Raw genomic sequence first — 24631 nt, 5'->3', positions numbered from 1 at the left:
TATCCATTAAATTGAAAATGTATGAAAACCAAGAGATTATGGTACGGATTTATTGCGGTGATGGTTTTATCATTTGCAGTTCTTCTTTATTTTGGACGGGAGATTTATCGTGAAAAGCCTCCAATTCCAGATCAAATTGTTACTTCTTCGGGAGAAGTGATTGTAAGTGGTCAGGATATTAGGGATGGACAAAATGTTTGGCAATCCATAGGAGGGCAGGAAGTCGGCTCTATCTGGGGACACGGAGCTTACCAAGCTCCCGATTGGACAGCCGACTGGTTGCATCGTGAAGCAATGTTTTTGTTGGACTTCTGGGGAAATGCTGATTTTGGCACTAACTACGAAGGTTTAAATAACGAACAGAAAGCAGCCTTAGAGGCTCGTGTGCAGAAAGAAATGCGTACGAATACTTATGATGTTACGTCAAGGAATCTGGTGATTTCAGACTTAAGAGCAAAAGGAATTAAAGCCATTGGCGATCATTTCACCGGCGTTTTTATGGATGGCGAAGCGCAGGCAAAATTGCGTGATGCTTATGCTATTCCTGCAAATACCGTTAAAGATCTGGCGCGAATGGAAAAGATGAATGCTTTTTTCTTTTGGGCAACATGGGCTACGGTTACTGAGAGGCCCGGACAGGAAATTACCTATACGAATAACTGGCCACCCGAAAAATTGGTTGGCAACAGACCTACCAGTGCATTACTACTCTGGACAGGCTTTAGTATCATTATACTTTTGGCAGGAATTGGCTGGATGGGCTGGTTTTATGCAACAAATAGAGATAAAGAGGAACACATTGATATGCCGCTGGAAAATCCAATAATGGGCACAAAGATGTTTCCATCGATGAAAGCAACTTTAAAATATTTTTGGGTTGTGACTTTACTGATGCTGGTGCAAATAACGGCCGGGGTAATAACGGCACACTACGGAGTAGAGGGCAGTGCTTTTTACGGAATTCCTCTGGATCAATGGTTACCTTATTCCGTAACCCGAACCTGGCATGTACAAATTGGAATTTTCTGGATTGCGACATCGTGGTTGGCAACAGGTTTATTCTTTGCCCCGGCAATTGCAGGTAAAGACCCTAAATATCAGAAACTGGGAGTGAATATTCTTTTTATCTCCTTATTGGTTATTGTTGTTGGTTCCCTTGCCGGACAGTGGATGGGAATTATGCAAAAATTAGGTTATACTGAAAACTTTTGGTTCGGGCACCAAGGATATGAATACGTTGATTTGGGTCGTTTCTGGCAAATATTCCTTTTTGCAGGATTATTTATCTGGCTTGGCTTAATGGCTAGAGCTTTACTTCCAGCACTAAGACAACGTACTGAAAACAGAAATCTTCTAATCATGTTTTTGATCGCCTCATTGGCAATCGCTTCTTTTTACGGAGCTGGATTAATGTGGGGACAACAAACTCACCTAGCTATTGCAGAATACTGGAGATGGTGGGTTGTTCACCTATGGGTTGAGGGCTTTTTTGAGGTATTTGCGACTGTAATTATTGCATTCTTATTTGTTCGAATGAAGTTAATTGGTGCTAAAGTTGCAACCACAACGGTGTTATTCACGACCATTATATTTTTAAGTGGAGGTATTCTTGGAACTTTCCATCATTTATACTTCTCGGGAACACCGGTAGCTGTTTTGGCATTAGGAGCCAGTTTTAGTGCTCTTGAAGTTGTACCTCTTGTTTTCATGGGTTTTGAGGCTTACCATAACATCAAGCTTACTCGTTCAGGGAATTGGATAGATGCTTACAAATGGCCAATCTATTGTTTCGTGGCAGTAGCCTTTTGGAATTTTCTGGGAGCAGGAATCTTTGGATTCTTAATTAATCCTCCCGTTGCATTGTACTACATGCAAGGATTGAACACAACTGCGGTTCACGGTCACACAGCTCTCTTTGGAGTTTATGGATTTCTGGGAATTGGTTTGATGTTGTTCGTATTGCGTGACATGGATTTGACTGTGAAATGGAAAGAAGGGCCAATTAAATTTGCCTTCTGGGCGATTAATATTGGTCTCCTGCTAATGGTTTTGATTAGTGTGTTACCAATAGGATTGGCACAAACATGGGCAAGTGTAGAAGTCGGTTTGTGGTATGCACGTTCGGCAGAATTCATGCAACAAGATTATATGTCTACACTAAAATGGATGCGGGTTTTTGGTGATACCATATTTGCCGCGGGTATGTTTGCTTTGGCTTATCATATCTTTGGATTAAAATTTGGTTGGACAATAGAAAAGAAAAAATAATAAATAGTTTACTAATAAGGATTAATACACCTTAAATCGCCTCTTCGGGGGCGATTTTTTTTACTCAATTCAAAAATGAAACGTTTTAGTTTAGGTCTGGTGAAAAGCAAAAGAGGCTGAATCAAAATCGATTCAGCCTCCCTTTTTTATTTTTGCAGCTGTAAAAAGTCTCACGATCAATTACTCACCACTTATACTTTATTTTTACAATCCTAAAACTGTAACTCCTTGCTTGTAAACGATATCTTTAGGGATACCAGCATTGTTTACACGATCCAAATCTTTTTGAAGATCTTCACGAATAAAACCTCTGTCAGCAATCATTTGCTTCGCAGCTTCGTAGTTACCATCACCTTGGATAATTAGGATTTGTTTTCCCAATTCGTTCATCGCTGCTTTCATTTTTTCGAAATTTACTTTGTAAGTTCCGGTTTCAGCATTTCGGGTAAAAGCACCTTGCTCTTCGAAGAAATAGAAACGAATCATATTCGCTTTTCCGTGAGCACTGGAAGCTCCGAAACGTACAGAACGGAAAATTCCGGCCATGAAGGTCACATAATTGTCCATCAACTTGTCGGCATCCAATTCGCCCCATTCAGCCATTTGAGTAATCATATATAAACCAAGAATGTCAGCTTTCCCTTCTTCAATAGAGGTGTAAGTATCTTTCAATACTTTACGAACACTTTCCTGATCTTTCAATGTGTATTTAATTCCCAAACCGTGAGCCACTTCATGAAACATTACATTCTCGAAGAAAGCATCAAAAGTTATGTTTTTACGTTGGCTCTCATCCATCAGTAAATCAGAAATAGGAACTAAGATCTTATCGAATTTAGCCTTCATTACATTTTTCAATTGCAATTTTCTTGACCCTTTTTGTGCGTGAACACGAGGATCGTTAGGAAGGTTAATCGCAATATTCTTGCTACCCGCATTACAGTCACCTGCAGAATAAATTTCATCGTAAACATTCATGTCCGCATTAGCGTTCGCTTTTTCGGCTTTGTACTCGGCAGGAACAGGAAGACCTTCCTGAAGACGAGGTAGTAAAGAAGCAAATTTTGATAGTTTTTCACTCCAAACTTTATCTTTTACTAAAATCTGACCTGAATGTGAAGCTTTGTATCCGTAAAGAGCGTCTTCGTAAGTTTCGATAGGACCAACAACAAAATCGATTGTGTTGTTTTTCATGTCCATCCAAGCTAAATCAGAAGCAAGGTAATTATCAGTAAGAAGGGCGTCAGCACGCAATTCCAGATAATTTTTTAAACCGGCATCTTCAGCTAATTCAGAAGCTTGTATTAATAATTTGGAAGCTTTTTTAAGTTGTTCCTGGTAAGCTACATGGTAAGGAACTACTTTTAGTTCCCCATTTTCATCGCGCTGAATTTTGGTGTACCAATCGGTTTTCATCTCGTTATCAATTGCATCAAACTCCTCTTGAGTCATGTCGGCAGGATAAAAGTTAGCACCTTTAGGTTTTGCCTCAAATCCGGAAAGGAAAGCTTCGTTATTATTCAAACGATCCCAAGGACCATAGTTTATTTTTGAATATTCAATTGCAGCAGGATCGGTAAGCTTAGCCAAAAAATCAGCTTTATTGCCAACTGCATCCATCCAGAATAATTCTTCCATGATATCAGCAACGTCCATTAGAATAGGAAGCATCTGCTTTTCATTTTCGCTTAGTATACTTATGTCAGTTGTTAATTCAACTTCGGCATATTGATTCACTAATTTTTGTGTTGGGGTAACCTCAGCTTGTTTGGCTGGTTTTTCATTACATGCTACAAAGCCTAAAGTCATGGCCAGCAATAATGCAATAGATGCGGTTTTTTTCATTTGAGTATGAAATTTAAGTTAGAATATGTTGTTGGTTCTTATTGTTTCATCGATTAAATTGTAGAATTGTTTTTTACATTGCATGATCTTCTGTCAGTAATCAAAAATACAGCAAAGAATTGTTTTATCAAGATTTACCTGGCAATAATTAACTTAAACAACCTAACAATTATAAAATGAAGAACAGATTTTTAATTGCAATCATCCTTGTTTTTGCACTATTACAAACATCTTCGGCCCAAAAAAAGAAAGATGTAAAGAAAAGCTATCAATTTACTATCGACAAACAATTGAAGGCAACGCCTGTTAAAAATCAGAACCGTTCGGGAACTTGCTGGTCTTATGCAACAATTTCATTTCTGGAATCGGAAATCATTCGTTTGGGAAAAGAGGAGATGGATCTTTCGGAGATGTTTATCGTGAACCGGAACTATCATTTACGCGCAACAGATTATGTCCGTTTTCACGGGATGAAAAGTTTTTCTGCCGGAGCAGAAGGCTGGGATGTTCTGAATGTGGTAAAGGATTTTGGTTTGATACCGCAGTCGGCTTATTCAGGAAATACTTTCGATGAAACAATGCCTGTGCATGGTGAGATGGATGAGGTTTTGAAAGCCTATGTTGATGCTGTTGTAAAAAATAAGAACAAGAAGATTACTCCGGTTTGGATGAAAGGATTTGATGGCATTCTGGACGCTTATTTAGGAGAGATTCCTGAGACTTTCACTGTTGAAGGAAAAGAATATACGCCTAAATCGTTTCGCGATAACCTGGGCTTGAATATGGACGATTACATTACAATTACCTCTTATACTCACCATCCGTTTTACGAAAGCTTTATTTTCGAAGGACCGGACAACTGGTCGTTAGGAGAGGTTTACAACTTGCCGATGGACGAAATGATGCAGGTTGTTGATAACGCCATCGAGAATGGATACAGTCTTGCCTGGGGAAGTGATGTGAGCGAAAAAGGATTCTCTCATCGAAAAGGTGTTGCTGTAGTTCCCGAAACCGAAACCAAGAGCATGGATGACGCTGAAATTTCGAAATGGGAGACCATGAGCAAAGATGAAAAATCGGCTTACGGCTTGGATTTTCCTGTCGAGGAAAAAGTGATTACTCAGGCAATGCGCCAAAAGGCTTTCGACAACTACGAATCAACCGAGGATCATTTGATGCACATGGTAGGAACTGCGAAAGATCAAAACGGCAGTAAGTACTACTTAATTAAGAACTCGTGGGGAACAGATAACAATTCTCACGGAGGGTATTTTTATGCATCGAAAGCATTTGTGCAGTACAAAACTATAGGCTTGTTGCTTCATAAAGATGCTATTCCTGCTGAGATCGCCAAGAAATTGGGGTTGAAATAAAATTTAAATAAGTAGGAAATGGGCTTGGATGAAAATTCAAGCCCATTTTTTAGGTCTGAATTAATGATTTCCCCATGAATAGCAAATGAATTATGGAGTCGTGGTGTTACATAGAAACTTCAGGCTTGATGAGCTAACAAAAATAACATAGCCAGTTTATAATTTTAGTGTAATTGGATTCAGTAAGCTTTACTTACAAAACAGGAAGTTTGGCCTTAGTTTATATGGCTCGAGTAGAAACAAAAACACCTCCTCCCGCGTGGGAAGGAGGTGAAAAAAAGCAATGGAAACGAATTTCCATCACAGATATCTTTAGAGCTTAGCCAATTTTAGCTTTATCGGTAACAACATAGTATCTAGGATCATCTATATCTCGTAAGATCACAGTTTTGAAATGATCATCAGCACGTTGCAGTAAGATAATACAGTCATGACTTAAGTGTTTCAATTTAATAGTTTTTCCTGCACTTTCATACTTTTGAACCAAATTACTAATTGCTTCTATTCCCGAATGGTCAGCCACACGCGATTCTATAAAATCAATTTCGACAGACTCTGGATCGTTTTCCACATCAAATTTGTTATTGAAAGTAGTGATGGATCCGAAGAACAAAGGACCCCAGATTTCATACACTTTAGTTCCATTTTCTCGAATCGATTTTCTTGCACGAATTTTACGGGCATTGTCCCATGAAAAGGCAAGTGCGCTAACAATAACACCAACCAATACAGCAATAGCAAGGTCGAAGACAACGGTTAAGCCAGTTACCAAAATCAGTACAAAGGCATCGGCTTTTGGTATTTTTCCCAGTACGTTAAAGGTAGCCCAGGCAAATGTTCCGATTACAACCATAAACATTACACCTACAAGTGCTGCGATTGGCACCATTTCGATATAAGGAGAGGCAAAAAGAATAAATATTAATAAGGTCGAGGCAGCAACAATACCCGATAATCTTCCTCGTCCACCTGATTTTACATTAATCAGCGATTGACCAATCATGGCACATCCACCCATACCACCGAAAAATCCGGTTACTATATTCGCAGCACCTTGAGCCATACATTCGCGGTTTCCATTTCCACGAGTGTTGGTAATTTCATCTAGTAAATTCAAGGTCATTAAAGATTCAATTAATCCAATTGCGGCCAGAATTGCGGCATAAGGCAATATAAATGTAATCGTGGTCCAGTTTAAAGGTACCATAGCAAATAACTGACTTTGGAAAGTTGGCAAACCACCTTTTAGACCAGTACCGCCTCCATCTCTAATAAATGATCCAACAGTACTAACATCTAATCCACCAAATATAGCAATGGCTGAAACGCTTAATATAGCAATTAGAGCTGCAGGTATTTTAGTTGTGATTTTTGGAAGAAAATACATGATACCCATGGTTAAGACAACCAAACCAATCATAGTATACAGATCTATGCCTTGTAACCAAGTTGGTTCTCCGCCCGAAACATCTTTAAACATGCCTAGTTGTGACATGAAAATTACGATTGCCAAACCATTCACAAATCCCATCATAACAGGGTGGGGAATGAGTCTGACGAATTTACCAAACTTAAAAGTACCCGCTAAAAACTGAAGAACACCAGCCAGTACAACCGTAGCAAACAAGTAGTTCAATCCCATATCTTGAATTGGGTTAGCCATTGCCATTCCCATATCGTTTCCTTCTTTTACAAGGCTTACTAAAACAACTGCCATGGCTCCTGTAGCACCGGAAATCATTCCTGGACGACCACCAAAAACGGAAGTAATTAAACCAACCATAAAGGCTGCGTATAGTCCAACCAAAGGATCTACTCCCGCAACAAAAGAAAAGGCAACCGCTTCTGGCACCAGTGCAAGAGCTACAGTTAATCCCGATAAAATATCATCTTTTGAATTTGCTGCTTTCTTTCTAAAAAAATCTACCATCTTTTCACATCAAAATTTTGATTAAGGCGGCAAAACTAGGCTTTTAATTTTTAGCAACACTTACATTGTATTAAAGAATTATTTTTTATTTGACCGGAAACGATATATATGCTGCGTAACATGTTTCGGAGAGTGGGTTACAGGGCAAATCATTATTCTATTTAATGATTTGCGCGTATTTAAATAGTGGCTAATTGTCAAGAATATTTTTTTTCATACTCTCAAATTCCTTAAATTGAGAGTAGTAAACGAAGATAAGTGATCTTGTATTGAAACTCTTATTTACCCTGATTCGTTTCCGGGAGTGCGAAAAAGATTGATAGAAGTTATTAATCAGTGAGTGATGAAAAGAGTAATTAAGGACTACAAAAGTATTGGGCCGGAGTTAATTCAACGTTTAATAAGAACCTTCCCCGATGGTATTTATGAAGATGATTTAATTAGTGTTACCAAACCAAATGGCGATAAAATTAATGTCGTTGAGTTGCGTACTGAAGATACTGTTTATCTGATTAAGATGAATCAAGAGTTACAAGCTAGAATAGACTCTTTTACAGGAGACTTTGAAGACCTTGATCCGTATTCTGATGGATATAGAGAGAGCCCTTAGCCTTCGGTTTTAGCTAAAATCTCAGTTACCGTTTCAGTAATTCCTAATTTGTCGTATCCACACTCACGGTATAATTCCTGCTGTGTGCCTTGTTCAACCCATTTATCAGGTACTCCCAAACGTGTTACCTTAGCTCGATAATTATTGTCATTTACGAACTCGATTACTGCAGAACCTAATCCACCAATAATACAAGCATCTTCAACAGTGATAATTTGATTGTGTTTTCCAAACACTTCATGCAGTATGTCGGTATCTATGGGTTTCAAATATCTCATGTCGTAATGGGCTACAGAATAACCGTCCTTTTCTAATTCTTCAATGGCATCCATGGCTTCTACTCCTATTGGTCCTATTGAAAGAATCGCAAGATCATTACCATCCTTTAGTTTTTGACCTTTTCCAACTGGAAGAATTTTGAAAGGTTTATGCCAGTCTATAATTCGTCCTTTTCCTCTTGGATAACGGATAGAGAAAGGTCCCATGTTTTCTTGCTGAGCAGTAAACATCAAATTCCTCAGTTCGATGGCGTCTAGCGGAGAAGCAATGGTCATGTTCGGAACACATCGCATAAAGGCAAGGTCGTAAACACCATGATGAGTTGCACCATCGGCACCAACCACACCACCACGATCCAAGCAAAAAACAACATTTACATTTTGTATAGCCACATCATGAATCATCTGATCGTAAGCGCGTTGCATGAATGAAGAGTAGATGGCACAGAAAGGCAATTTTCCTTTTGCAGCCAATCCACCCGAGAAAGTAACTGCATGTTGTTCGGCAATACCCACATCAAATGCACGATCGGGCATTTTTTCCATCATGATATTTAATGAACTGCCTGTTGGCATTGCTGGTGTAATTCCAACAATTTTGTCATTCATTTCAGCTAGCTCAACCAAAGTGTTGCCAAAAACATCTTGAAATTTAGGAGCTTGCGGACTTGTAGATTTTGTTTGTAAAATCTCACCGGTTACTTTGTCAAAGATCCCAGGAGCATGCCAGTAGGTCTGATCCTGTTCAGCCAGTTTAAAACCTTTTCCTTTTTGTGTAATAACATGCAGCAGTTTTGGTCCGGGGATTTTTTGTAAATCACTTAAAATCTTTACCATGTGATTCACATCATGACCATCAACAGGTCCAAAATATCTGAAGTTAAAAGCTTCGAAAATATTACTTTGTTTCAGCAGAATGGTTTTTATTCCTTGTTCTACCTTTTGAAAAATCTTTTGAGTATTTGGATTCAGCCGGTTCAATTTACCAAGAAATCTCCAAACATCATTTCTTACCTTGTTATAGGTTTGAGAAGTAGTGATATCCAGCAAGTAGTTATTTAAGCCACCTACATTTGGGTCAATAGCCATATTGTTGTCATTCAGAATCACCAATAAATCTGCATTGTTATTCGCAGCATTGTTTAATCCTTCAAATGCCAATCCGGCAGTCATCGATCCATCACCTATTACAGCAACCGTTTTTCGATCTATTTCATTATTTAAATGTGCTGCGGTAGCCATTCCTAGTGCCGCAGAAATAGAAGTAGAGGAGTGTCCAACAGTAAAAGCATCGTATTCGCTTTCGCTTCTGTTTGGAAAACCACTTATTCCTTTGTATTTTCTATTGGTATGAAAAATATCTTTTCTTCCGGTAAGGATTTTATGTCCGTAGGCCTGATGACCCACATCCCAAATAAGATTATCGTAAGGAGTATTTAGCACATAATGAAGAGCAACAGTAAGTTCTACTACACCCAAACTGGCACCAAAATGTCCGGGATTACAGGAAACCTCTTCAATAATTTCTTGGCGCAACTCTTCACAAACCTGAATAAGATCGTCTTCAGACACCTTTTTCAGATCAGATGGAAAATTGATTTTATCTAAAAATTGTTTTTTAGACTTAGCCATGTACGAAATCCCCCTTTTAGTCGTTTAACAGAATAAGAATTTGTTTGTCAGTCATCCATTTTACTGATCGTATTAGAGCAGATTATTCTGGAAGAAAAATAATGCACGAAGATAATAATAAAAACCAAAGTATTCTTGCATTCATTGATGGCGATACCATGTCAGATTCTTATATTTGCCTGTAGAAGTACATGTTTTATTACTAACGAAAGTACAATTTAAAATGTTTAAAAAAGCGAGTGTCCTGGTATTTATCTTAGCATCTATTTTTCTATGCTTTTCTTGTGTGCCTACAAGACAATTTCAAGAACTTCAAAGTAAGCAACAAAACTGTCAGGATGAATTGGAGATGGAAAAGGAAAAAACCCTTAACCTAAGTGAGTTGAATAACGAATTGAGTGGGAAATTGGAGGTTTTAGATGAGAAATATAAAAGTATTCTTGCTGATACTATGCAAATTTCAAGAAGACTTCAGTCAGCACGAGAACGATTAAACAGAATTGAAAAGAGCAATCAGAATTTACTGAATCAGTTGGCTGGAATGCAAGCCGGAAATGCGAAAGAAACAAAAGTATTGTTAGAGCAGATTAAAAAAGCTCAAAATGAATTGAGATTACGTGAAGATGAAGTTTTTGCTTTGGAAAAAGAGATGGATGCCCGCAAACGAACTCTGGATACCTTACAAGCAGAATTGAATAAGAGGGATCAACGTTTGCAGGAGTTGGAATCAGCCTTGAATCGGAAAGATGAGGCTGTTCGGGCTTTAAAACAAAAGGTAATGAATGCCCTTACAGGATTTGACGGAAATGGTTTGTCTATCGCCACAAAAAATGGAAAGGTTTATGTTTCCATGGATGAGAAACTTCTTTTCAAGTCAGGAAGTTATCAAGTTGATCAAAGAGGAGTGGAGGCGTTAGGTCAATTAGCCGGCGTATTAGCTCAAAGCAAAGATATTAATGTGATGATAGAAGGACATACGGATAATGTTCCCTACAACGGTAGTGGTGAGTTAAAAGACAATTGGGATTTAAGTGTGAAGAGAGCCACATCGATTGTTCGAATATTGATATTAAATACTGGAATTAATGCCGAAAGATTGACTGTTGCTGGTCGCAGTAAATATGTGCCAATTGGTACTAACGCCACAGCAGATGGTCGTAGTAAGAATCGTAGAACCGAAATAATTCTAACTCCAAAATTGGATGAATTGTTTAAAATACTGGAATCAAATTAATACAAGGCTTCAAGGGGTAAGCTACAAGTCACAAGTATTTCCAATTAGAACTAGAATTTAGCGTGATGAAAAATTTCAAAAAGCTTACCGTTTGGCAGAAAAGTATGGTGTTGGTGAAAGACCTTTATATAATTGCAAAGCAATTACCTGTCGAAGAAAGATACGGTTTGCGAAGTCAGGTTACTAGAGCTGCAATTTCGATTCCTAGTAATATAGCTGAAGGGTGTAGTAGACATTCAGAGAAAGATTTCAGGAGGTTTTTAGAGATTGCATTAGGTTCTTCTTTTGAATTAGAAACCCAATTATTGATAATGCAAAAGTTGAAGCTAGTTGAAAGTGAGCTTGAAATGATTATTGATCAAACTTGTGAAATTCAGAAAATGTTACAAGGATTGATGAATAAATTGATATAATGATTATAAAAATTGAGTTTCATTCTATCGGCGGAATTCTTGATGCTTGTGACTTGAAGCTTGTAGCTTAATGATATGATGAACTTAAACAAATCAATAATAGGAATGGTGCATGTTCAGGCATTGCCAGGAACACCGAGAAACAAATTTTCCATCGCTGAGATTTGTGAGATTGCTGCTCAAGAAGCCAAGCAATATGAATCTGCCGGATTGGATGGCATCATAATTGAGAATATGCATGATGTTCCATACCTAAAAGGTTCCGTTGGTCCTGAAATTACAGCAGCTATGGCAGTTGTTGCAAAAGCAGTGCGAGATGCTGTGAAATTACCATTAGGAATACAAATACTTGCTGGAGCCAATAAAGAAGCCTTGGCAGTCGCAAAAGCAGCAAATTTTCAATTTATTCGTGCCGAAGGGTTTGTTTTTGGACACGTTGCCGATGAAGGATATTTTGATGCCTGTGCAGGAGAATTAATGCGCTACCGAAAATCAATTGGAGCTGAGGATATTCTCGTTTTCACGGATATAAAAAAGAAGCATAGCTCGCATGCAATTACTTCGGATGTTGATATTGCCGAAACGGCTCACGCGGCTGAGTTCTTTCTAAGCGATGGTGTTATTGTTACAGGCTCTTCTACAGGGAAAGCAGTTTATTTGCACGAGCTTAAGAGTTTGAAAGATATTGTTCATGGTCCAGTTTTAATTGGATCGGGTATCACTGCTGAGAATCTTTCGGAGTACTGGGATTATTCTTCTGCCTTTATTGTTGGTTCGCACTTCAAGGAAGATGGATATTGGGAGAATCCGGTTTCAGAAGAACGTTTGAGGAGATTTATGGAAACCGTTGCTCAGTTACGAAACTGATACAAACAAAAAAAGCTGCCAATCGGCAGCTTTTTTCAATTATTATATGGTCATTATAGTTTTCTCTTTCTCAGCAAATAAGTCATCCACTTTTTTACCGTGAATATCAGTAAGTTTTTGAACTTCTGCTTCAGCATCTTTTTCAAGATCTTCAGACAGACCTTCTTTCACCAATTTCTTTAACTCAACATTGGTGTCTCTTCTTACGTTTCGAATGCTCACTTTTGCATGTTCACATTCACTTTTAGCTTGTTTTACCAATTCGCTTCTACGCTCTTCAGTTAAAGCTGGGATGTTGATACGGATATATTCTCCATTGTTATCAGGGTTAAATCCTAAATTTGAATTCATAATTGCCTTTTCAATAGGGGCAATCATTGCTCTTTCCCAAGGCTGAATTGCAATAGTTCTAGGGTCGGGCACACTAAGATTGGCAATCTGAGATAGTGCAGTCATGCTACCATAATAATCTACCATTATACCATTCAACATGCTTGGATTTGCTTTTCCAGCACGAATTTTCAATAATTCGTTTTCAAGATGGTCAACAGCAGCTTCCATCTTTTCCTTTGTATCCTCAAGATACATTTGAACTTCTTCAGTCATCGGAGAAAGATTTTAATATGTTTTTATTGATCAATGTATAGTACTTGTAAAAATAACAAAAATCTACAATGAAATAAAGATACTTCTTTTTTATTTAAACAAAAATGTGACGGCAGTAAAGAGCTGATGGCTGTTAATTGTGAACCAATGTTCCAATATTTTCACCTTCAATTACTTGCTTTAAATTTCCTTTAGTATCCATATCAAAAACAATTATAGGTAAATTGTTTTCTTTACACATTGTAGTAGCTGTTAAATCCATAACTCTCAAATCTTTGTGATAGATTTCATCGAAAGTAATCGTTTCAAATTTTGTAGCACTACTATCTTTTTCCGGATCAGCTGTATATATTCCGTCAACGCGAGTTCCTTTGAGCATTACATCAGCTTCAATTTCGATTCCACGAAGGGAAGAACCTGTGTCTGTTGTAAAATAAGGATTTCCTGTTCCTGCCGAGAAAATAGTAACATGTCCATTTTCAAGGTAGTCTACCGCTTTTTGCTTGGAGTAGAATTCACCAATTGGCTCCATTCTAATAGCTGTTAAAACACGTGATTTGCATTGAATAGCTTCTAAAGCTGAGTTAAGTGCTAAGCTATTAATTACTGTTGCAAGCATTCCCATCGAATCTCCTTTAACGCGATCGAAACCTTTAGCAGCACCGCTTAATCCACGGAAAATATTACCGCCACCAATTACAATTCCGACCTGCACGCCAAGATCAGTTATTTCCTTTATTTGTTCGGCATAGTCACTTAATCGTTGTGAATCAATTCCATATTGTTGATCACCCATTAACGATTCACCACTTAATTTTAGCAGTACGCGTTTGTATTTAACCATTCTTTCAGATTTTGTACCTAAAGTTGAGAAAATTATACGAAAAGATAAAAAAAAAGAGTTCCTTTTGGGAACTCTTTTTAATATATAATAGTAATTGTATTAAGCATTTAATGTGAAACGCATCATTTTTGTAACCGTTAAATCTTTGTTAGCTTCAGCAAGGTACTGTTTTATAGTTTGCTTGTTGTTCTTCACAAAGTCCTGATTCAATAATGTTGATTCCTTAAAGAATTTAGCCAATCGGCCTGCTGCTATTTTGTCAAGCATAGCTTCAGGTTTTCCTTCAATACGAGCTTTTTCTTTTGCAATTTCAAGTTCTTTTGCAACTACATCAGCTTCAACATCATCCTTGTCGATACTAATAGGAGCCATAGCTGCAGCTTGCATTGCTACGTCTCTAGCCATTTGCTCTTCAAGAGTATTGTTGAAACCGATCATGGTAGATAATTTGTTCCCCGCGTGGATATAGGCAACAGCATATTCTGCTTCCATTTTACCAAAGAAACTTAAATCGATTTTTTCACCGATAATACCGGTTTGCTCTGTAACGTGCTCTTCAACTTTTCTTCCTTCAAGATCTAAAGCTTTCAAAGCTTCAAGGTCAGCAGGCATGTTAGTCAAAGCCAAATCAAGAATTTTGGTGGCAAATTCTACGAAACTATCATTCTTCGCAACGAAGTCAGTTTCACAGTTTAAAGTAATCATTGCACCACTTTTCTTATCTTCAGAAACTTTAGCTAGTACTACACCTTCAGTTGCACTTCTGTCAGCACGTTTGTTAGCAATCGACATTCCTTTTTTACGAATAATCGTTACTGCTGCGTCAAAATCACCTTCAGCCTCAACAAGAGCATTTTTACAATCCATCATTCCTGCGCCAGTTGCTTTACGCAATTTGGCTACGTCTGCTGCTTTAATAGACATGATATATCAAATTTTTTGTTAGTTAATTATTCCTTATCATTCTTTTCGTCCTCAGTAGCTGGAGCTTCTGGAGCAATTTCTGCAACTGGAGAATCCTCTACAACAGGAGCAGCTTCTACAACAGGAGCTTCTTCTACAGCAGGAGCTGCTTCTACAGCAGGCTCAGCTTTAGCTGGAGCTTCTTCTTTTTTAGCCTTTTTAGGCTTAGCAACTTTTTTATCAGATGCTTCAGTTTCTTTTTCTACTTTTCTTTCTGATAAACCTTCCTTAACGGCAGCGGTTACAATATCAAGAATAGTAGTAACCGAGCTAGATGCATCATCATTACAAGGAATTACGAAATCAATACCTTCTGGGTTTGAGTTAGTATCAACCATTGCAAAAACTGGAATATCCAAACGGTTCGCTTCTTTAACAGCGATATATTCTTTCATTACATCAACTACAAATAGAGCTGCCGGTAATCTGGTCAGATCAGCAATACTACCTAAGTTTTTTTCCATCTTAGCTCTTTGACGAGATACTTGTAGTCTTTCTCTTTTAGATAGGTGATTAAGAGTTCCGTCAGCTTCCATTTTATCAATGGTAGACATTTTCTTAATAGCCTTTCTGATAGTAGGGAAGTTAGTTAACATTCCACCTGGCCAACGCTCAGTTACATATGGCATGTTTACTGCTGCTACTTTTTCAGCAACAATTAATTTTGCTTGCTTTTTAGTAGCAACAAAAAGAATTTTTCTTCCTGATTTAGCGATTTGTTTCATTGCTGCGGCAGCAACATCTAGTTTTACGGCAGTTTTATGCAAGTCAATAATGTGAATTCCATTACGTTCCATAAAAATATACGGAGCCATTTTTGGATTCCATTTTCTGGTCAAGTGACCAAAGTGACAACCTGCCTCTAATAATTCTTCAAATGTTGTATTTGACATTTTTGTTTTTTTAATCGTTTACATTCGTTTTATGGCAATTGCTAAGTAGTCCGAAAATCGAAGTCTTACCAATTTAGATACTAAACCTGCCACAAAAATTTTAACGCTTGCTAAATTGAAATTTCTTACGTGCTTTAGGCTGACCTGGTTTCTTACGTTCAACTTCACGTGGATCACGGGTCATGAAACCTGCAGTTCTTAGCGCTGGTTTTGCTTCCGCATCAATTTTTACAAGTGCTCTGGATATTGCCAAACGAAGAGCTTCCGCTTGACCTGTAACTCCACCACCATCAAGATTTACTTTGATGTCGTACTTTTCAGCTACCTCTAAAAGGTTTAAAGGTTGTCTTACGATATACTGAAGAGTTCCGGTAGTAAAGTACTCGTTAAGCTCTTTTTTGTTGATGGTAATCTGACCCTTACCTTCGCTAACGTATATGCGAGCAACAGCTGCTTTTCTACGTCCAATAGCATTAATCACTTCCATACCTACTTATTTAATTGTGTTTAAATCTAATTTCTTTGGCTTTTGAGCTTCGTGCTTGTGCTCTGGTCCTACATTTACATATAGGTTTGTGAAAAGAGTTCTTCCTAAGCGATTCTTTGGAAGCATACCTCTAACAGCGTGCTCAATTAATCTTTCTGGATATTTCTCCATAAGATCAGCTGGAGTTTTAACTTTTTGTCCACCTGGGTGTCCAGTGTAAGAAAAATACTTTCTGTCTGTCATTTTATTTCCAGTCATACGTATTTTCTCTGCATTGATAATGATCACGTTGTCTCCACAGTCAACATGAGGAGTGAAATTAGGCTTATATTTACCTCTAATTAGCTTTGCTACTTTAGAGCTAAGTCTACCTAACACTTGGTCTGCTGCATCAATAACAATCCACTCTTTTTGAGCAGTTGCGTTGTTTGCAGAAACTGTTTTGTAACTTAATGTATCCACGTTAAAACTTTTTAATAATTATTACTTTTTAATACAATTATTCCAATTTGGCTTGCAAAAGTACAAGAATCCTATAAATACACCAACCTTTTTAATGATTTATTGATGAATAACTTAACCTGATGTGGATAATCGGGGTAATGTGGAGTAGTTAAGTCTGTCAAAAAATCAAATTGATACATTTCCCAATGTTGAATTCCGTACTTGCTAAGGGTAGTAGAATCAAGTTGTTGGGGTTGGGAGTCTTCACTAATAAGCCCATCGTCACAATTTCTCTGCAAAAGTATGAAATAAATTTATTTTTGGACTTACTTTTTGCTATTTTTTTAGAAAGAATTGCAATTGGAGGATTTGATATGCAGGAACTAAGGATTTTTTTTGATTAATAATCGTAAATATATGAAAGCAATGAATGAACGATTGAAAAATGATTTTTACATAAGAGATATTACTATTGTAGCCGAACAACTACTGGGGAAAATCATTGTAAGAAAGTATGAAACGGGGATCGAAAAGCGATTTCGAATAACAGAGATTGAAATGTATGTGGGAGAAGAGGATTTGGCGTGTCATGCGGCAAAAGGTCGAACCAAAAGAACAGAGGTGATGTATTCTAAGGGTGGTAGTGTCTATATTTATCTGATTTATGGGGTTTATTGGCTGCTAAATATTGTAACTGGGAAAAAGGACGATCCTCAGGCTATATTAATTCGAAGCTTAGACGGGATTGAGGGTCCAGGTAAAGTCGGAAAGAAGTTGAGGTTGGATAAGAGTTTTTATGGAGAGGATCTAGGAAGTTCAACCCGTTTATGGATTGAAGATGAGGGGCAATTATATAATTACACTGCTCATCCAAGAATTAATATTGAATATTCAGGTGAAATCTGGAGAAATAAATTGTATCGATATAAAATTGAAAAAGCTTTGTTCTAATTCCAGTTCACTTTTTTCAGAAAGAAATCTCCATTGATTCTAAGGTAAATTGCTGTGGCATGACTCGCATTTGAATTTACTAGATCATAATAAAGATCTACTTTTCCTCCTAAATGGATGCCTTTACTTATCTTTTTCTCATAAAAATACTTAAACGTAACAAGTTCTCTTCTGTTTTGATAAGAATTGGGTATGCTATAGGATATTGATTGAAATAATTCAGACCCCCTTGAGGCTATGAAATGATATGCATTCCAATATCCTACTTTAAATTGAGAATGTTTTGTATTAACTCCAATTTGTGGGTAAAAAGCATGTCCTTTAGTAAAGAAGAATTCGCTAGTAGAGGAGTTGTCGCTTACGTAATAAGCTAAAGCTTGGATATTCCAGGAGGTAATACCTGAATTCTCAACTTTTCGCGAAAAATTAAGTCCTGAAGAAAAGTTGCCAATGGTTTGGACCGATCCGTCAGAAGAGTCGATTTCACCTCCCCTATGTGTGAAAAGGATTTGAACTGGTATGGATAGGTTGTTTTGAGAGCTTGGATTATTTAATTGATACTTGTTCGAAATTCCAAAAGTAAATTTTTCCTGAAACGGGTCTCCTTTTAATATGAATTGTTCCCAATTAATCCATGTGTCAAGGTTTAATCGCTTTGTGCGATACAAAAATTGAATTCCACTTTCTGCTTTATCGGTAAAGAACTTTTCTGGTTCGAACATGGGTTCCGAAAGCATATGGTTGTTGTTTTGGTTCAAGCTTCCTAAAATTAAATTCGCGTTACTCGAGGCTTGATAGTTTGCCGAGAATACGGCTTGTGTCTTAGTGTAGCTGGTCCGTCCCGAATATTGATGTAAGCGCACTCCAGCTTCAATTCGAATTTTAGAAGAAGGGTAATACACCAGTTTTGGTGTTGCAACATAACCAATCCACGTTGTTCCATTAGAGAAATCGCCAGAATACTCGTTGTTTTTTACAAAATTGAAATTTTCAAATCGTAAAAATAATTTATTACTGTCAGCCTTTTGGAATTCTTTGTAGTGCAAAAATGGAGTATTGGAATCTTGTGCCAATATAGGATACTCGCTTGTAAACAGGAATAATAATATAATGAGTAATTGTACTGATGATCTTTTCATATTTTGTTTTTACGCTTGCCAATGTACAATTATCTTAAGAAATATCTTAATTGGTATTGGTTAAATTTTAATTTTTCAACCAAAAAAAAAGGTTTCTCTAATGGAAGAGAAACCCTAATCTGATGAATGCTTTAGTTGTATATTAATGAAAAAGACTAAATACCTTTAGAACCAAATTTGGGGTAAAAATAGCATTCAAATCAGACTGTTTTATATTTGTATTATACTGTTTCGTATGGAGAGTCCGGCAAAACCAGTGCTAATATAAAGTAGGCAAGAAGCATTAGCGGATTAAATAACGTAAGTATCAGCCATGCGGCTCTTACGATTATGGGGTCGAGTTCAGGATTGATGTATTGAGAAATACCTCCGCAAACCCCTGCTATTTTTTTCTCCTTCGATCTAATTAAACGTTTCATATTTTAAAATTTTAGAGGTTATTGATATTGCTCTTCGTCTTCATCATCAAAAGTGAAATGCGATAATGTTTTTAACTCCTCAACTTCAAAATCACCAAAAAAGGAAACCAATGAGGTTCTGTTTTCATTGTGGTGCAGAACATGAAATTCGCTGAATCTTTTTCCTTTTCCTTTAGCGAAGAAATGAACTTCGTCAGAATCTTTATCATCTCTATCTGTTAACACTTCTTTGTAGGCATCTCCTTTCGAAAGTTCCGAAGAAACGATCTTCATAAATTTAGTTTCATTCCCGGTTTCGTGTTTGAAAGTAAGAAATTTGATGTTTTTACAATCTCCGGTAATGTTTTTTTCCAATTCGTCTTCGTCAACATCAAAATCAAGGTTTTTCAAGAAACTTCCAGCAAAACTAAAGCTGCTAAATCCATCTAAATTGGAATACTTAGCATGTAGTTTCTCGCCTTTTGTTTGTGCTTGTGCAAGTATCGGAAATACGATAGCTGCAATTATTATTACAAATTTTTTCATGTCGTTATTTTTTATGTTTTACCATCTTTGCACCGGCAAAGTGTGTGTTGAAAAGGAACCGGTGCAAAACATGGATTTAATTACAACTATTTTTCTAGTTTGCTTAAACCTTCTTTTTGCATGATCCACATCTCATCAAGCATGTCATAGTCCCATGTATTGCTTATGTTGTCAATATCATGAATAATTTTTTTCATTGACTTGTCAAGATAGATAACCTTTCCTTCTGGAACTTTTACTGTGATGTGTAGTTTTTGGTTCCTCCATTTGCTGCTTGCAGGCAGAGAGAAGTATTGGTTGAAGGTGATCACCGAATCAGTTTGCGTCCATTTGTATTCAATGTTTTCCGCATTTTCACTGGCTTGTTCATTGGATCTTCCCCGGGATTTCTTTTTTAGTTTAATTTCAAATTTACCGGTATTGCTTTTCTCGATATCAAGAGTGGGTTCTCCAATTATAATTTCCTTGTCATCTTTAACAATGATTTTAATATTGTCTAAGCCGATGTGTCCGTCATGCCAGTCAAAATCGATATTGTCAGTTGTTTTCAAATAAAGAGTGTCTGTTTGAGTAGCTTGTAATTCGATATTTTCCGAGTAACGGGTACTGCTTTGCATGTATCCTTTTATTTGAGAGAAGCTTAAACTTACCAAAAGAATAATCCCAAGTATCCATAAAGCAAGAGCTGAAAATCCAATTATTTTATTGTTGGTTTTAAAGTTGAAAAGGAGTTTTAGACCTGCGAAAATCAAAAGTAGCAAAGGAATGCCTATCACTACAATCACTCCAATTGTGAATAGGGTGATGCTGCTTCCGTCAAGAAACATGTGTGGTAATACTGTACCAGGGAAGTGAAAGTCTGAAAATGGACCAAAGAAACTATTGACGAAAATCATTGAGCCAATAAAGCTAATTAGGGTAACGAAACCTGCAAATACGAATCCGATTCCAAGTAGAATGATAAAAACTTTAAGGATGAGACGAAGTGCGGTGCCAAGAAAATCAATTACACTGTCGAAACCGTCACGAACTTGCGGTCCGCTTTTGTCTCTAATATTCTCGAAACTTTCTTTAACCTCTTTGTATTCATCTTTAATTGTTTCTTCGATATTCGAAATATTGACTTTCTTTCCCTTCATTTCCAATTTTTGAGTTGTAGTAACCGCTTTGGGTACTGCAATCCATAAAATCACGTAAAGTAGAAATGAAAATCCATATCCGAGGAAGAAGAATAATGCAAATAGGAGGCGAATTACAACTACGTCAATTCCGAAATATGCAGCTAATCCACTTGCAACACCGCCAAGAACTCTGTGGTCGGGGTCGCGGAATAATCTTCTTTTCTTCTTTCCATTAGTGTCTTTTGTGTCGCTTTCTTGATTCGACTCGTCCTCAATACTGTCTTCGTCGATAGCAAATATCTCTTCAGGTTTTCCCATGATGGATATGGTTTCTTCTATCATATCAACATTTACCACCTGATCTTTAGTGCTCAGTTTTTCCTGAAAAATTTCCGAAATTCTGGCTTCAATATCAGCTATTATTTCGCGACCTTCTTCGCTAGATCCATAATGAGCATTGATAGTCCGCAGATAAGCCTGTAGTTTTTCAAAAGCATCCTCATCGATATGGAATATGCTTCCACTGATATTAATTGTTAATGTCTTTTTCATTTGTATATCGGTTTATGGGTCTTACTTTTTAATTGTATTTACTGCAGTAACTAAATCTTGCCACGATTGATCTAATTCTTTAAGGAAATTACTTCCCAATTCAGCAATCGTATAATATTTACGGGGTGGACCTTGAGTTGATTCCTCCCAGCGGTAGCTAAGTAATCCGTCGTTTTTCAAACGAGTTAGTAGTGGATATAACGTTCCTTCTACAACAATCATTTTTGCCTCTTTTAGCTCTTTAATAATATCTGAAGCGTAAGCATCATTTCTTGATAAAATGGATAGGATACAATATTCCAGCACTCCTTTTCGCATTTGGGCTTTAGTATTCTCGATCTTCATGGTTGGAATAAATTAAATTCTTGATTTCGTGTTTCCCGGGTTATTCCAGATGCTTTTGTGCTTTTTTTTCTCAACTACTTCAGTGTCCTTCTTCGTTAGCACAGAATCTTTTTTAATAATAATTTGTTCTTGTGGTTGCAATGAATTATTTGTTGCACCAATGCTGTCTTTATTGCCGGTTAAAATATCTTTACATACTTGTACGTTTTCTTCAAAAAAGAATAGGCTTGAGTTTAAATAGCTTTTTTCTATATCTACCTCTTGTTCCATATTTGGAATTTTCGACTCACCTCCTAAAATAATATCAGATACAATTTTTACAATTGGCGATAGTATTTTTGATTGTTTCGCAAGCGTAGAAGCAAACTGAGCATTTGACTCTGTTGTCCAGGAAAATAGAACAATTATAATCAGGCATATTTTCCAGAGTGAATTGTTTCTTTTGTTCATGGCATTTGAATTTATATCGTATAGTACTGTTTGAAGCATGCAAGCTGGTTATACAAATATACGTATAAAAGAAGGTAGTATGCAAGACCTAGTACTAAAATAATTTAGTTAAAAAGCATAACAGGCCAATAATGAGCTATATGCAGATGAAAAAAAATATGCTATTTTTTGTTTTCTTAATGAAAATCCGGAAGGGAAATGAAAATAATCACCTTGAGATGGCGAAAATTTAGCATTTTAGGGATAAGTGTATCGGATTTGCTATTGTAGTGAATTTGCGCCTGAATTTTCGAAAATGACAGATGCGATTTGATTGGTTCATTCAGTCGGAACAAGTGTTATCAATTAGTAATCTTCGATGATAAGATTTATTGAAATCAGAGAGCTGCTACTATTTGTCCGGGTAAATGTATACGTATTGAAGTATAGTAGATGGGGTGTCTTTTGTATTTCTTTTGAAAAATCCACTTGATGTTTAAATAAAAAAAGCGACTTCCAATTAGGAAATCGCTCATTTAAATATATTTATTTTTTATATCTCTATTGAAATTTAAAAAATTATTTGCCAGATCTTTTACGATCAGTTTCTTTAAGGAATATTTTTCTTAAACGGATAGAGTTTGGTGTAACTTCAACATACTCGTCACCTTGAATGTATTCCAGAGCCTCTTCAAGAGAGTGAAGAATTGGAGGTGATAATCTCACCTTTTCATCAGTACCTGAAGTACGCATATTGGTTAGTTTCTTCGTTTTGGTAACATTTATAACTAAGTCACCAGCACGATTATTCTCTCCAATTACCTGGCCTTCATAAATCTCAACCGTTGGGGCAACGAAAAATGTGCCTCGGTCTTGTAGTTTATTTAAAGCATAAGCAAAAGTTAATCCTGTTTCCATCGCAATTAAGGATCCGTTAATACGGCCTGGGATATTCCCTTTGTGTGGTTGGTATTCAAGAAAGCGATGAGAAATTACTGCTTCTCCGGCAGTAGCAGTCAACAGCTGATTTCTTAAACCAATAATACCTCTTGATGGAATATGGAATTCAAGGTGAATACGATCAGCCTTACGTTCCATAGTTAACATTTCTCCTTTACGTTGAGTTACGATCTCTATTGCTCTTCCTGAAACATCTTCCGGAAGATCAATAAACAAGAATTCGACTGGCTCACATTTTTCACCACCAATTTGTTTGATGATAACTTGTGGCTGACCAACTTGGATTTCGTATCCTTCACGACGCATTGTTTCAATAAGTACAGATAAGTGAAGAACACCACGTCCGTATACAATATATGAATCTGCCGAATCAGTTTTCTCAACTCTAAGAGCTAAGTTCTTTTCAAGTTCTTTATATAGTCGGTCCATCAAGTGACGGGAAGTAACGAATTTACCATCTTTTCCATAAAATGGAGAGTTGTTGATGGTGAATAACATACTCATTGTAGGCTCATCAATAGCAATTGGAGCAAGAGGTTCCGGGTCTTCGACACTACAAATAGAATCTCCAATATCGAATCCTTCAATACCAACTAAAGCACAAATTTCTCCTGACGAAACAGATTTAACTCTTTCTTTACCTAATCCAGTGAATATATGTAATTCTTTAACACGTTGTTTTTTGATGCTGCCATCAGGCTTAACCAAACTAACATCCGTTCCTTCACGAATCTCTCCTCGGTGAACACGTCCAATGGCAATTCGTCCTACGTAAGATGAGAAGTCAAGAGATGTAATAAGCATCTGTGTTGTGCCATCAATAATTTTTGGCGCTGGAATGTGCTCAATTACCGCATCAAGAATTGCAGTAATGTCAGTTGTTGGTTTTAGCCAGTCTTTTGACATCCAGCCTTGCTTAGCCGAACCGTAAATGGTTGGGAAGTCTAACTGGTCTTCTGTAGCATCCAGATTAAACATCAGCTCAAAAACTTGTTCTTGAACTTCTTCTGGTCTGCAGTTTGGTTTGTCAACTTTATTAACAACTACAATTGGCTTAAGACCCAAAGCTAAAGCTTTCTGCAATACAAAACGAGTTTGAGGCATAGTTCCTTCAAAGGCATCTACCAGTAGTAGAACCCCATCAGCCATATTCAAAACACGTTCAACTTCTCCACCAAAATCCGAGTGACCAGGAGTATCAATAATATTGATCTTTACCCCGTTGTACTCAAGGGAAACGTTCTTCGATAAGATGGTGATTCCCCTCTCTCTTTCCAGGTCGTTGTTATCAAGAATTAAATCACCTGGGTTCTCATTTTTTCTAAAAATATTGCTGTGCATTATCATTTTGTCAACCAAAGTGGTCTTACCATGATCAACGTGGGCGATAATCGCAATGTTTCTCAATTTCCTCATCTTGTATTTTATTAATTTGAGAATAAATATCCGCTGTAAGCTAGTGAAATGGGATACTACATCCTCTTTCTTTGTATTGTATTAGTC

At 37.0% G+C, this 24631-nt stretch carries 23 protein-coding genes; 7 read left to right on the top strand and 16 right to left on the bottom strand.

From position 1 onward, the window contains the following. The first annotated feature begins 21 nt into the window (after window positions 1-21). Window positions 22-2268, top strand: a complete 2247-nt coding sequence (locus ALGA_RS07720) for a nitric-oxide reductase large subunit (protein WP_096428778.1) — start codon at window positions 22-24, stop codon at window positions 2266-2268. Window positions 2269-2472: 204 nt separating this feature from the next. On the opposite strand, the gene ALGA_RS07715 is transcribed toward ALGA_RS07720, so the two are convergent. Next, window positions 2473-4113: a dipeptidyl-peptidase 3 family protein gene (locus ALGA_RS07715; RefSeq protein WP_096428777.1), complete on the bottom strand. Its 1641-nt coding sequence runs from the start codon at window positions 4111-4113 to the stop codon at window positions 2473-2475. 176 nt (window positions 4114-4289) lie between these two features. On the opposite strand from ALGA_RS07715, the gene ALGA_RS07710 reads away from it, so the two are divergent. After that, a complete protein-coding gene (locus ALGA_RS07710; protein WP_096428776.1) occupies window positions 4290-5486 on the top strand; it encodes a C1 family peptidase in 1197 nt (398 codons plus the stop codon). A 319-nt stretch (window positions 5487-5805) separates the two neighbouring features. Here the strand turns inward: ALGA_RS07710 and ALGA_RS07705 are convergent, their stop codons facing one another. Further along, window positions 5806-7416: a SulP family inorganic anion transporter gene (locus tag ALGA_RS07705; RefSeq protein WP_096428775.1), complete on the bottom strand. Its 1611-nt coding sequence runs from the start codon at window positions 7414-7416 to the stop codon at window positions 5806-5808. Between the two features lie 340 nt (window positions 7417-7756). Here ALGA_RS07705 and ALGA_RS07700 point away from each other — a divergent pair, with 340 nt between their 5' ends. Continuing rightward, the gene (locus ALGA_RS07700; protein ID WP_145957585.1) at window positions 7757-8026 is read left to right on the top strand and encodes a hypothetical protein; all 270 of its coding nucleotides are present in this window, start codon (window positions 7757-7759) and stop codon (window positions 8024-8026) included. Here the strand turns inward: ALGA_RS07700 and dxs are convergent. Continuing rightward, window positions 8023-9936, bottom strand: coding sequence for a 1-deoxy-D-xylulose-5-phosphate synthase (gene dxs / locus ALGA_RS07695; protein WP_096428773.1), 1914 nt, complete (start codon window positions 9934-9936; stop codon window positions 8023-8025). The two genes, ALGA_RS07700 and dxs, sit on opposite strands and share 4 nt — an antisense overlap. A gap of 286 nt (window positions 9937-10222) precedes the next feature. On the opposite strand from dxs, the gene ALGA_RS07690 reads away from it, so the two are divergent. The 3 genes from ALGA_RS07690 (at window position 10223) to ALGA_RS07680 (ending at window position 12450) form a co-directional block, all read left to right on the top strand. Continuing rightward, window positions 10223-11170, top strand: a complete 948-nt coding sequence (locus tag ALGA_RS07690; RefSeq protein ID WP_162845400.1) for an OmpA family protein — start codon at window positions 10223-10225, stop codon at window positions 11168-11170. A 65-nt stretch (window positions 11171-11235) separates the two neighbouring features. Further along, window positions 11236-11583: a four helix bundle protein gene (locus tag ALGA_RS07685; protein ID WP_096428771.1), complete on the top strand. Its 348-nt coding sequence runs from the start codon at window positions 11236-11238 to the stop codon at window positions 11581-11583. A 75-nt stretch (window positions 11584-11658) separates the two neighbouring features. Beyond that, entirely contained in the window at window positions 11659-12450 is a 792-nt protein-coding gene (locus ALGA_RS07680) for a BtpA/SgcQ family protein (RefSeq protein ID WP_096428770.1), read from the top strand. Between the two features lie 42 nt (window positions 12451-12492). Here the strand turns inward: ALGA_RS07680 and frr are convergent, their stop codons facing one another. The 6 genes from frr to rplM form a co-directional block, all read right to left on the bottom strand. Beyond that, entirely contained in the window at window positions 12493-13056 is a 564-nt protein-coding gene (frr, locus tag ALGA_RS07675) for a ribosome recycling factor (RefSeq protein ID WP_096428769.1), read from the bottom strand. 133 nt (window positions 13057-13189) lie between these two features. Continuing rightward, entirely contained in the window at window positions 13190-13900 is a 711-nt protein-coding gene (gene pyrH, locus ALGA_RS07670) for a UMP kinase (protein ID WP_096428768.1), read from the bottom strand. A 99-nt stretch (window positions 13901-13999) separates the two neighbouring features. Further along, window positions 14000-14824, bottom strand: a complete 825-nt coding sequence (gene tsf, locus ALGA_RS07665) for a translation elongation factor Ts (RefSeq protein ID WP_096428767.1) — start codon at window positions 14822-14824, stop codon at window positions 14000-14002. 26 nt (window positions 14825-14850) lie between these two features. After that, a complete protein-coding gene (gene rpsB, locus ALGA_RS07660; protein ID WP_096428766.1) occupies window positions 14851-15756 on the bottom strand; it encodes a 30S ribosomal protein S2 in 906 nt (301 codons plus the stop codon). 100 nt (window positions 15757-15856) lie between these two features. Continuing rightward, complete coding sequence (gene rpsI / locus ALGA_RS07655) at window positions 15857-16243, bottom strand: 30S ribosomal protein S9 (protein WP_096428765.1); 387 nt, start codon at window positions 16241-16243, stop codon at window positions 15857-15859. Between the two features lie 6 nt (window positions 16244-16249). Then, entirely contained in the window at window positions 16250-16705 is a 456-nt protein-coding gene (gene rplM / locus ALGA_RS07650; protein WP_096428764.1) for a 50S ribosomal protein L13, read from the bottom strand. 399 nt (window positions 16706-17104) lie between these two features. Here rplM and ALGA_RS07640 point away from each other — a divergent pair, with 399 nt between their 5' ends. Further along, complete coding sequence (locus tag ALGA_RS07640) at window positions 17105-17638, top strand: DNA-3-methyladenine glycosylase (protein ID WP_231706087.1); 534 nt, start codon at window positions 17105-17107, stop codon at window positions 17636-17638. Here ALGA_RS07640 and ALGA_RS07635 read toward each other — a convergent pair. From ALGA_RS07635 to typA, 7 genes are all read right to left on the bottom strand, one after another. Beyond that, window positions 17635-18777, bottom strand: a complete 1143-nt coding sequence (locus ALGA_RS07635; protein WP_096428762.1) for a hypothetical protein — start codon at window positions 18775-18777, stop codon at window positions 17635-17637. The genes ALGA_RS07640 and ALGA_RS07635 overlap by 4 nt on opposite strands. Before the next feature lie 221 nt (window positions 18778-18998). Beyond that, window positions 18999-19196, bottom strand: coding sequence for a PspC domain-containing protein (locus ALGA_RS07630; RefSeq protein ID WP_096428761.1), 198 nt, complete (start codon window positions 19194-19196; stop codon window positions 18999-19001). An 18-nt stretch (window positions 19197-19214) separates the two neighbouring features. Continuing rightward, window positions 19215-19721 carry a DUF4252 domain-containing protein gene (locus tag ALGA_RS07625; protein ID WP_096428760.1) on the bottom strand — a complete coding sequence of 169 codons (507 nt, stop codon included), beginning with the start codon at window positions 19719-19721 and terminating at the stop codon, window positions 19215-19217. An 86-nt stretch (window positions 19722-19807) separates the two neighbouring features. Beyond that, window positions 19808-21394, bottom strand: a complete 1587-nt coding sequence (locus tag ALGA_RS07620) for a PspC domain-containing protein (RefSeq protein ID WP_096428759.1) — start codon at window positions 21392-21394, stop codon at window positions 19808-19810. A 21-nt stretch (window positions 21395-21415) separates the two neighbouring features. Continuing rightward, complete coding sequence (locus tag ALGA_RS07615) at window positions 21416-21739, bottom strand: PadR family transcriptional regulator (protein ID WP_096428758.1); 324 nt, start codon at window positions 21737-21739, stop codon at window positions 21416-21418. A gap of 12 nt (window positions 21740-21751) precedes the next feature. Beyond that, window positions 21752-22189 carry a hypothetical protein gene (locus ALGA_RS07610; RefSeq protein ID WP_145957584.1) on the bottom strand — a complete coding sequence of 146 codons (438 nt, stop codon included), beginning with the start codon at window positions 22187-22189 and terminating at the stop codon, window positions 21752-21754. A 558-nt stretch (window positions 22190-22747) separates the two neighbouring features. Beyond that, a complete protein-coding gene (typA, locus tag ALGA_RS07605; RefSeq protein ID WP_096428756.1) occupies window positions 22748-24544 on the bottom strand; it encodes a translational GTPase TypA in 1797 nt (598 codons plus the stop codon). Between the last annotated feature and the right edge of the window lie 87 nt (window positions 24545-24631).

Origin of the sequence: Labilibaculum antarcticum, from assembly GCF_002356295.1 — a bacterium.
Lineage (GTDB): Bacteria > Bacteroidota > Bacteroidia > Bacteroidales > Marinifilaceae > Labilibaculum > Labilibaculum antarcticum.
The sequence above is the reverse complement of the archived record's forward strand: the minus strand, read 5'-3'. Positions and strand labels throughout refer to the sequence as shown.

What these genes read in the sequence shown, in the direction of transcription:
- ALGA_RS07710 (WP_096428776.1), top strand. Translation starts at nt 4,290, where the DNA reads ATGAAGAACAGATTTTTAATTGCAATCATCCTTGTTTTTGCACTATTA.
- typA (WP_096428756.1), bottom strand. Translation starts at nt 24,544, where the DNA reads ATGAGGAAATTGAGAAACATTGCGATTATCGCCCACGTTGATCATGGT.
- frr (WP_096428769.1), bottom strand. Translation starts at nt 13,056, where the DNA reads ATGACTGAAGAAGTTCAAATGTATCTTGAGGATACAAAGGAAAAGATG.
- rpsI (WP_096428765.1), bottom strand. Translation starts at nt 16,243, where the DNA reads ATGGAAGTGATTAATGCTATTGGACGTAGAAAAGCAGCTGTTGCTCGC.
- ALGA_RS07680 (WP_096428770.1), top strand. Translation starts at nt 11,659, where the DNA reads ATGATGAACTTAAACAAATCAATAATAGGAATGGTGCATGTTCAGGCA.
- ALGA_RS07705 (WP_096428775.1), bottom strand. Translation starts at nt 7,416, where the DNA reads ATGGTAGATTTTTTTAGAAAGAAAGCAGCAAATTCAAAAGATGATATT.
- ALGA_RS07635 (WP_096428762.1), bottom strand. Translation starts at nt 18,777, where the DNA reads ATGAAAAGATCATCAGTACAATTACTCATTATATTATTATTCCTGTTT.
- tsf (WP_096428767.1), bottom strand. Translation starts at nt 14,824, where the DNA reads ATGTCTATTAAAGCAGCAGACGTAGCCAAATTGCGTAAAGCAACTGGC.
- ALGA_RS07720 (WP_096428778.1), top strand. Translation starts at nt 22, where the DNA reads ATGAAAACCAAGAGATTATGGTACGGATTTATTGCGGTGATGGTTTTA.
- ALGA_RS07610 (WP_145957584.1), bottom strand. Translation starts at nt 22,189, where the DNA reads ATGAACAAAAGAAACAATTCACTCTGGAAAATATGCCTGATTATAATT.
- dxs (WP_096428773.1), bottom strand. Translation starts at nt 9,936, where the DNA reads ATGGCTAAGTCTAAAAAACAATTTTTAGATAAAATCAATTTTCCATCT.
- ALGA_RS07685 (WP_096428771.1), top strand. Translation starts at nt 11,236, where the DNA reads ATGAAAAATTTCAAAAAGCTTACCGTTTGGCAGAAAAGTATGGTGTTG.
- ALGA_RS07625 (WP_096428760.1), bottom strand. Translation starts at nt 19,721, where the DNA reads ATGAAAAAATTTGTAATAATAATTGCAGCTATCGTATTTCCGATACTT.
- ALGA_RS07615 (WP_096428758.1), bottom strand. Translation starts at nt 21,739, where the DNA reads ATGAAGATCGAGAATACTAAAGCCCAAATGCGAAAAGGAGTGCTGGAA.
- ALGA_RS07630 (WP_096428761.1), bottom strand. Translation starts at nt 19,196, where the DNA reads ATGAAACGTTTAATTAGATCGAAGGAGAAAAAAATAGCAGGGGTTTGC.
- pyrH (WP_096428768.1), bottom strand. Translation starts at nt 13,900, where the DNA reads ATGGTTAAATACAAACGCGTACTGCTAAAATTAAGTGGTGAATCGTTA.
- rpsB (WP_096428766.1), bottom strand. Translation starts at nt 15,756, where the DNA reads ATGTCAAATACAACATTTGAAGAATTATTAGAGGCAGGTTGTCACTTT.
- ALGA_RS07640 (WP_231706087.1), top strand. Translation starts at nt 17,105, where the DNA reads ATGAAAGCAATGAATGAACGATTGAAAAATGATTTTTACATAAGAGAT.
- ALGA_RS07620 (WP_096428759.1), bottom strand. Translation starts at nt 21,394, where the DNA reads ATGAAAAAGACATTAACAATTAATATCAGTGGAAGCATATTCCATATC.
- ALGA_RS07715 (WP_096428777.1), bottom strand. Translation starts at nt 4,113, where the DNA reads ATGAAAAAAACCGCATCTATTGCATTATTGCTGGCCATGACTTTAGGC.